Source organism: Aquificaceae bacterium, from assembly GCA_037722135.1.
Taxonomy (GTDB): Bacteria; Aquificota; Aquificia; order Aquificales; family Aquificaceae; genus Pampinifervens; species Pampinifervens sericum.
Map to the genome: position 1 here is coordinate 1 of JBBKAW010000033.1, position 8,405 is coordinate 8,405.

General features: G+C 45.0%; 8 protein-coding genes and 1 tRNA gene. 4 read left to right on the plus strand and 5 right to left on the minus strand.

Annotated features, from left to right (window positions below; translation table 11 throughout):
• Nucleotides 1–800 (plus strand): hypothetical protein (locus WKI49_02190; GenBank protein MEJ7621313.1); only part of this gene is annotated, 800 nt, incomplete at its 5' end.
• Here WKI49_02190 and WKI49_02195 read toward each other — a convergent pair.
• Nucleotides 769–1,587 carry a metal ABC transporter permease gene (locus WKI49_02195; GenBank protein MEJ7621314.1) on the minus strand — a complete coding sequence of 273 codons (819 nt, stop codon included), beginning with the start codon at nucleotides 1,585–1,587 and terminating at the stop codon, nucleotides 769–771. The genes WKI49_02190 and WKI49_02195 overlap by 32 nt on opposite strands.
• A gap of 16 nt (nucleotides 1,588–1,603) precedes the next feature.
• Between WKI49_02195 and polX the strand changes: the two genes are divergently transcribed.
• Nucleotides 1,604–3,352: a DNA polymerase/3'-5' exonuclease PolX gene (gene polX, locus WKI49_02200; protein MEJ7621315.1), complete on the plus strand. Its 1,749-nt coding sequence runs from the start codon at nucleotides 1,604–1,606 to the stop codon at nucleotides 3,350–3,352.
• Nucleotides 3,353–3,401: 49 nt separating this feature from the next.
• A complete protein-coding gene (gene mqnE, locus WKI49_02205) occupies nucleotides 3,402–4,508 on the plus strand; it encodes an aminofutalosine synthase MqnE (GenBank protein ID MEJ7621316.1) in 1,107 nt (368 codons plus the stop codon).
• Here the strand turns inward: mqnE and WKI49_02210 are convergent.
• The 4 genes from WKI49_02210 to WKI49_02225 form a co-directional block, all read right to left on the minus strand.
• Complete coding sequence (locus WKI49_02210; GenBank protein ID MEJ7621317.1) at nucleotides 4,499–5,371, minus strand: DUF86 domain-containing protein; 873 nt, start codon at nucleotides 5,369–5,371, stop codon at nucleotides 4,499–4,501. The genes mqnE and WKI49_02210 overlap by 10 nt on opposite strands.
• A 9-nt stretch (nucleotides 5,372–5,380) precedes the next feature.
• Nucleotides 5,381–6,181 (minus strand): TIGR00282 family metallophosphoesterase, encoded by an 801-nt coding sequence (locus tag WKI49_02215; protein ID MEJ7621318.1) that lies wholly within the window; start codon nucleotides 6,179–6,181, stop codon nucleotides 5,381–5,383.
• A gap of 7 nt (nucleotides 6,182–6,188) precedes the next feature.
• Nucleotides 6,189–6,275: transfer RNA gene (locus WKI49_02220), tRNA-Leu, on the minus strand.
• A gap of 18 nt (nucleotides 6,276–6,293) precedes the next feature.
• Entirely contained in the window at nucleotides 6,294–6,845 is a 552-nt protein-coding gene (locus tag WKI49_02225; protein ID MEJ7621319.1) for a hypothetical protein, read from the minus strand.
• Between the two features lie 19 nt (nucleotides 6,846–6,864).
• Here WKI49_02225 and metG point away from each other — a divergent pair, with 19 nt between their 5' ends.
• Nucleotides 6,865–8,337: a methionine--tRNA ligase gene (gene metG, locus WKI49_02230; protein ID MEJ7621320.1), complete on the plus strand. Its 1,473-nt coding sequence runs from the start codon at nucleotides 6,865–6,867 to the stop codon at nucleotides 8,335–8,337.
• Nucleotides 8,338–8,405 lie beyond the last annotated feature (68 nt).

Sequence of the window (8,405 nt, forward strand, 5' to 3'; positions counted from 1 at the left end):
TTCGTAGAGATGTTTTTGTTATGAGTAATCTGACATTGAGGCTTGAGAAGGAGGACTGGGATAGGGTAAGGGCTCTTTTGGAGGAGTTGGGCTTTAAAGGTCTGCCAAAGGACTATGTGGTTTGGTATTTAACGGATGGCTCTAACCATGCAACGCTCTATTTCTCTGGCACGCTTCTTATTCAGGGTAAAAGGGCTAAAGAGGTAAAGGACCTGATACTTTCCTCTCTTGACCCTTCAAAGAATGTGTCTGTAGGATGCGATGAGTCTGGGAAAGGAGATGTGTTTGGTCCTCTTGTGCTGTGCTGTGCGGTCATAAAGCCAGAGTATTACAAGAAGGTTTTGAGCCTTAATATGAAAGATTGTAAAAGGCTATGCGATGAGGCGGTTCTCAAAAAGGCGGAAGTCTTTAGCTCCTTTGGAGAGTTTAAATGCAGGCTTGTAGAGCCTAAAGAGTTAAATGAGCTCTATGAAAGGAAGAAAAACCTCAACAGAATCCTCGATGAACTGTATGTGGGTCTTTTGGAAGAATTTCTCAAAAGGTATCCTGAGGGTAAATTTTCTGTGGATGCATACTCAAGCAGAAGTCCCTTTGACAGTAGAGTTTCCTTTATACACAAAGGAGAAGAAGAGCTCGCAGTGGCAACCGCCAGCGTTCTTGCGAGGGCAGAGTTTCTAAAGTGGCTAAAAGACAGAGGGCTTCCAAAGGGTTCCTCTAAGGAGGCTATGGCTCTTGCACGCAAGATATACAGGGAAAACAAAGAAAGGGCTAAGGAGAGCCTAAAACTTTTCTTTTTATGAACTTTCCAAGGGACACTATCAAAAAGAGTATTGCCATGCTTCCTACCACTGCACCACTGGGAGGAAGGTCAAAAAGCAGAGATAAGACTATGCCAGAGGAAAGAGAGAGAAAGGAAAAGGAGACAGAAAGGACTATACTTTGCAGAAAGGAGGAGGAAACCAAGAGCGAAGTCATAGCTGGTATGGATATAAAGCTGGCGGAAAGCACAAGCCCCACAGCCTTTATGGATAGGGCTACGTTGGCAGAGGCGAGGGCAATAAGGGAGTAATTGAGAAAACTAACTCTTATGCTTCTTAGTTTTGCAAGCTCTTCGTTAAAGCTAAGAAGTAGGAGCTTTCGGTAGTTCAAGAGAATAAACAAAGAGGTTAGGAAAAAGGTTAGCACAGACAGAAGAAGGTCTACTTCAGAGGCGGTAAGTATGCTACCAAAGAGGTATGAAAATACGTTAGTGCCAAGATTGTCCGTGATGCCGAGAATCACTATTGCCATGGCAACGCCGAGGGAGAAAAAGAGGGCAAGCACTGTGTCCGCAGGTAGGGACTTCTTCTCCACAAGGAACTGGATAAGAAGACCAAGAATAACTGTGTAGAGCACTGTAAAGGTCATGGGTTCAAGGTCAAGGACTATGGCAAGGGCTATACCACCAAAGGCGGCATGAGAAAGACCAGCACCAAGCATGGAAAGCCTTTTAATGAGAAGGAAGACACCCACCATGGAGGTGGAAAGGGCTATAAAAAGGGCGGAAAGAAAGCCTTTCCAAAAGAGGCTGTAAGATAAGAGGTCCATTCCTAAATTTTAACCTATGGAGAAAAACAAGGAACTATCACGCATTTTTGAGAAAATGGCGGACATGCTTGAGTTTCTTGGAGACAATCCTTATCGCATAAACACCTACAGAAGGGTGTCCGAAGTGCTTTCTGAACTTGGCGAAGATGTGGAAGAGCTGGTAAAGACCGGGAAAATCTACAAGATACATGGCATAGGGCAGTCAAGCGTGGAGAAGATATTGGAATATTTACGCACAGGAAAGATAAGTGCCTACGAGGAGTTAAGGCAAAAGGTGCCAGAGGACCTGCTTGAGCTTTTGGAAGTTCCTGGCGTGGGCATAAAGACGCTAAGGCTTGCCTACGATAGGCTAAAGGTAAGGAGCAAGGAGGACTTTATAAGGGCGGTCAAAAGCGGTCAGCTCGCCTTTCTGCCGGGCATGGGGGAGAAGAAAATTCAAAACATCCTTAGGGGGCTTGAGCTTTGGGAGAAAAGCAAGGAAAGAATGACGCTTTTGCAGGCTTATGAGCTGGGAGAGGCTCTTTTAAGGCACTTTGAAACAATAAGGGAGCTCTATGAAAATATTGAGCTTGCGGGAAGTTTGAGAAGAAGAAAAGAAACGGTTGGAGACATAGACCTGCTTATTTCTGCAAAAAGGGAAAACTGGTCAAAGATACACCAGCACTTTGTCTCTTATGGTGGAGTAAGGGAGGTGCTCCTTCATGGAGAGACCAAGTCCAGCCTTGTCCTTGAAGAAGGAAGACAAGTAGACCTCAGAACGGTAGAGCCTCATCAATGGGGCTCAGCACTCCAATACTTTACCGGCTCAAAGGAGCATAATGTAAGGATAAGGGACATAGCCAAGGCTAAGGGGCTCAAGATAAGCGAGTATGGGGTTTTTCGTGCGGACACGGAGGAGTGGATAGGAGGTAGCACAGAAGAAGAGGTTTATAACCTCATAGGTATGCAGTGGATTCCGCCAGAGCTAAGAGAAAACACGGGAGAAATAGAGCTTGCTCTTGAGGGTAGACTTCCAAGGCTCATAGACATAAAGGACATAAGGGGAGACTTTCATATGCATTCTAACTGGAGCGATGGACTTAATAGCCTTGAGGAGATGGCAGAGGCTTGCTACCAACTTGGTTATGAGTATATGGTAATAGGAGACCACTCTCAGTCCTCGCGCGTAGCCAATGGTCTTGACCCAGCACGCTACAGGGAACAGTTTAAGCTAATTGAAAGGCTAAATCAATATTACAATCCAAGAGGCTTTTATATCCTTAGGGGTTGTGAGGTAGATATACTGCCTGATGGGTCTTTGGACTTGCCTGACGGGCTTTTGGAGGAGTTTGACTTTGTGGTAGCCTCTATCCACTCAAGGTTTAACCAAGACAATACCTACAGGATACTCAAAGCTATGGAAAACCCTTTTGTGAACCTAATAGGGCATCCAACGGGCAAAGCCTATGGAACGAGGGAAGGCTATCCTCTTGATATGGAAAAGGTCATAAAAACCGCAAAGGAGACGGGCACTGCCTTGGAGCTAAACACCCACAGGGCAGACCTTTCACCGGAGAATATAAGAAGGTGTATGCAAGAGGGTGTGTTTATAGCTATAGTGAGCGATGCACACTCTGTAAAGCATCTACGCTATATACACTTAGGGGTTGGTCTTGCAAGAAGGGGATGGGCTGTTCCTGAGCTCGTCTTGAACGCAAAGGACCTGCAAGGCATTAGAGACTTTGTAAGGCGTAAAAGGGAGCTTATGTTAAGTGGAAAAATCTGATGACTTTTAAGCTAAGAGGCTTATATTCAAATAACCTGTGGAGGCGAACATGCAAGTGGAGTTTATGGTGGAAAGGGCTTCTAAGAGCTTAAGGTCCATAGGCGAAAAGGTTCTTGAGGGCAAAAGGCTTTCTGTAGAAGACGCAGTAAGGCTCTTTTATGAGGCAGACCTTAGCTATGTGGGTGCGTTGGCGGAGTGGGTAAACCGTAAAAAGAACGGACACTTTGCCTACTTTGTGGTAAACAGACAGATAAACCCTACCAACATATGCATATATCAATGTAATTTCTGCAGTTTTGGGGTGGTAAAGTCTGACCCAAGGGCATATGAGATGAGCCTTGAGGAGGTCCTAAAAAAAGTGGAAGAGACCTACAAAATGGGTGGAAGGGAGGTGCATATTGTAGGTGGCATACCACCGCATTGGAAGGTGGAGCACTACGTAAACCTTGTGAAGGAGATAAAGAGGGCTTTTCCAGATATGGTGGTAAAGGCGTGGACCGCCATTGAAATACATCATATGAGCAAAATCTCTGGAAGGAGCTACGAGGATATTCTTCTGGAGCTCAAGTCCGCAGGGCTTGATGCCATACCCGGGGGTGGAGCGGAGATATTCTCCGAGAGGGTAAGGAGGATAATAGCACCCTACAAGGCTAATGCGGAAGAGTATCTGCAGGTGCATAGAACCGCTCATAAGCTGGGAATTCCCACCAATGCAACCATGCTGTATGGACACTTAGAGACCTACGAGGAAAGGGTAGAACACATGGAAAGGCTAAGAAGTCTGCAAGATGAAACGGGAGGCTTTCAGGTCTTTATACCTCTTGCCTACTGGCCAGAGGGGACAAGGATAGGAGGGAAAAGAACTTCCTCTGTGGATGATTTGAAAACCATAGCCATATCACGGCTCTTTTTGGATAACTTTGACCACATAAAGGCATACTGGGTCACCCTTGGTGAGAGGGTAGCACAGGTGGCTCTAAATATGGGTGCGGATGACCTTGACGGGACCATCCAAGAGGAAAAAATAGTCCATTCTGCGGGAACAACCTCTGCGGTGGGACATACAAAGGAAAGGCTCATAAAACTCATAAGGTCCGCAGGCAAGATACCAGTGGAAAGGGACACCTTTTATAACCCAGTAGCCATCTATCCTTGACCACTTTGTAGGAGTTTTTTTAGGCTTTTGGATATCTCCCTCATAACAGGCTCAATCTTGTCCTTTATCTCCATAAGCCTCTCATATAGCTCCTGTGGGCTCACTTCCCACGTGCTTATGAGCTTGTTTTTTAGGTTCGTCATCTTGAAAACATCCATGTAATACTCTTGAGGAATAACGCCAGCTTCCACCAACTTTGAAAGACAGTCATCTCCAAACTTTCTTACTCCAAACTTGGGAGCAAGGTGCTTGCATATATCAAAAAGGCTATCGTAAGCCACCTGATAGAAGTATTTGACCCTATCGTAATACATGGGCGTCTTTGAAAATTCCTCAAAGCCTTGAGAAAGCACAAAGTCTATCTTTTTCACAGACTCCTTTATGTATTTTGCCTTTTCGTTTAGAAGGTCAAAGTCTATAAGAAGGGGGTTGTTGGTCTCCCTTTTGACAAACTCCACTACCGCTTTGGCGTATTCCTTAAAAAGGGGCAAAAACTTAACAAGGGAGCGGTAGAGTTCTTCTGCCTGCAGGGTTTCCCTTAGGTCTCTGTGCTTTATGTAAAACTGGGCAAGCTCTCCCAAGGCTTGTGCCTGAGAGAGACCAACAAGCTCACCTATTTTCTGAAGACAGTCCTTTGAAGTGGTCTTTATGTCATAGACCGCAGAAAGATGCCTGCAGACTCTCATAGCACTTTCAAAAGCCAGATTGAAGTCTACTCTAACCTTGTCTTGGAGCAGTTTATTGGAGACAAACTCCTCTTCAGGAAGGGATAGGTTCTTCTTTAGGTCTGTGTAGGCTTTCTCAAGTTGAGTAAAGCTCTCCAATATTAGGCTTATCTTGGGCTTTTTCTTGGTTTCTTGCATGGTATAAATTTATGCTCCAAGGAGCTCTTCTCTTGTGATGTATTGTTGTAGACGCTCTATGGACTTTGCTCTGCCAGTGCTTTCTTCCACTTCTACGAGCAAGGCATTTACCACAAGGTCTTCCTTCTCTTCTACCTCATACTTTTGGGGAATACCCTTTGTAAACCTATCTATAGCTTGCTGGGGTTTCATGCCTATTGCGGAATACCAACATCCTGTCATACCCACATCGGAAGTATAGGCTGTTCCCTTTTTAAGTATTATCTGGTCTGCGGTAGGCACGTGGGTATGCGTGCCATAAACAAGACTTGCCCTACCATCCACATATATGCCAAAAGCCCACTTTTCTGAGGTGGTCTCCGCATGAAAGTCCACGACCACTATGGGAGTTTCCTTGCTTACCTCTTGGTAAAGCCTATCAAAGACCAAGAAGGGGTTTTCAAGGTTTGAGTCTAAGAGAGACCTACCCATGAGGTTTATAACTGCAAACCTTATGCCCTTTTTCTCAAAGATACCATAGCCTCTGCCGGGAACACCCTCGGGATAGTTGGCTGGTCGCAGGAGGTTGGGAGAGGTGTCTATAAATTGGTAAACTTCCTTTTTGTCCCATATGTGGTTTCCAGAGGTCATAATATCCACGCCCATGCCTTGTAGCTCTTCGTAGACCTTTTTTGTTATACCAAAGCCACCTGCGGAGTTTTCCACATTAACAAGCACCACGTCCACCAAATCCCTGTAGCCTGCGAGAAAATACCTAAGTGCCTTTCTTCCAGGCTTTCCTATTATGTCTCCAAATATTAGAAATCTCATGGCTTTTTGGTGCGGGTGGAGGGAGTTGAACCCTCACGGGCATAAGCCCACTGGATCCTGAGTCCAGCGCGTCTGCCAATTCCGCCACACCCGCTGAATATTAGATTATAATTCACTCCCTGCTTGCCTTTAGCCTGAACTTATAACCCTTTATGTTTAAAGTTAACTCCCTTGCATCCTCTGGTATTTTCTGAAAGTATACGAAACCGCTTAAAGTAGCACCGGGTTGAAGCTCTCCAAACACAAGGGCTTTGTTTACCAAGTCTGGGTATACGTCCCTTGAAGGGGGATAGGCATAGTAGGGAGACCACCAAAGACCAAAGGGATAACTCCAATATCCTACACTAAAGCTAAAGCCAACACCGTAGCCTCTCCTTAAGGCATTGGCTACATCACCAGGTGGTATGGGATTGTATTGTCTACCCTTGTCGTCCACAAGGAATATATCTTCTCTCCTTATAGATACGGGCTCTTTTCCTTTGTTTTCAAGGCTTATAAATATGGGTAAAACATACCTGTCAAGGTCAGAAGGTGAAAACCGCCAAGCCTTTGTGTCTATCTTTACCACAAGACCGTTGGAGAGCTCAGAGGGTCCTTCCACATTCCAAGTCTTTACCGCACAACCATAGACAAGTAGGATAAGGAGTATAACAAGCCTTTTCATGCCTTATAATATAAGCCTTATGAAGTTTTATGTCACGACACCCATATACTATGTAAACGACGTTCCTCACATAGGACACGCCTACACCACCATATCTGCGGATGTTTTGGCAAGGTATTACAGAAAAAGAGGTTATGAGGTCTTTTTCTTGACAGGCACTGACGAGCATGGTCTTAAGATACAAAAGTCCGCAGAGGAAAAGGGTATAAGCCCAAAGGAACTGGCGGACCAAAACTCTGAGAACTTCAAAAAGCTCTGGGAGTTTATGGGTATAAGCTATGACCGGTTTATAAGGACTACAGACCCAGACCACGTGGAGCTGGTAAAGGAAGTTTTCATAAAGAGCTATGAGAGGGGAGACATATACCTTGGAGAATACGAAGGCTGGTATTGTGTAGGCTGTGAGGAGTTCAAGTCAGAGACCGAGCTTTTAGAAGGACATGTTTGTCCCATACATTTAAAGCCTTGCGACTACATAAAAGAGCCTTCTTATTTCTTTAGGCTTTCCAAGTATGAGAAGGTGCTTCTTGACCTGTATGAAAAGGCTCCAGACTTTATTATGCCAAGCTACAGGAAAAACGAGGTAATAGCTTTTGTAAAACAGGGACTAAAAGACCTTTCCATAACCAGACCAAGAAGCAGAGTAAGGTGGGGTATAGAAGTGCCCTTTGACCCAGAGCATACCATATATGTGTGGTTTGATGCCTTGTTTAACTACGTGTCTGCGGTAAGGGACAAACCACACCTTTGGCCCGCAGACCTACACCTTGTGGGAAAGGATATTTTAAGGTTTCATACAGTTTATTGGCCCGCTTTTCTCCTTTCAGTAGGACTGGAAATTCCAAAGAGGGTTTTTGCCCATGGCTGGTGGAAGGTGGAAGGTCAAAAGATGTCCAAGTCTTTGGGGAATGTGATAAGTCCTTACGATTTTGTAAAGGAGTGGGGGTTGGATGAGGCAAGGTATTTCCTTTTGAGGGATATGCCCTTTGGAGAGGATGGAGACATAAGGAGAGAAGCCATCCTAAACAGGCTAAACGGTGAGCTTGCCAACGAGATAGGAAACCTCTTTAGCAGAGTAATGGCTATGGACATAAAGTATCTTGGTGGGAAGGTTTCTGGTGGAAAGGATATGGAGTATGAGAACTTTGCAAGGCAGGTGGTAGAGGAATACGAAGGGTGCATGCAAAGGGTAGACTTCTATAACGCCCTTGAGGCGGTGCTGAGGCTTTCTGGGTATTTAAACAAGTATGTGGACTCAAAAGCACCTTGGAGCTTGGCAAAGAGCGACGAAGTGGAGCTAAGAAGGGTCTTGTATACCCTTACTGATGGCATACATCTTTTGGCAAACCTACTTGAACCCTTTATGCCAAACAAAATGCAAGAAGCCTTGAACTTAATGAGCTGTGAGCCAACACAGGGTTTGCTAATGCCTTATATGAGGTCTGAGTATTTTGTAAAGGATAAGGCTATTCTGTTTCCAAAGAGGGGATAGTCAAAAGGCTACTTAGACCTAATAAGGCTAATATATCCTGTTTCAACTCCACACGGTGGATTAGCAAC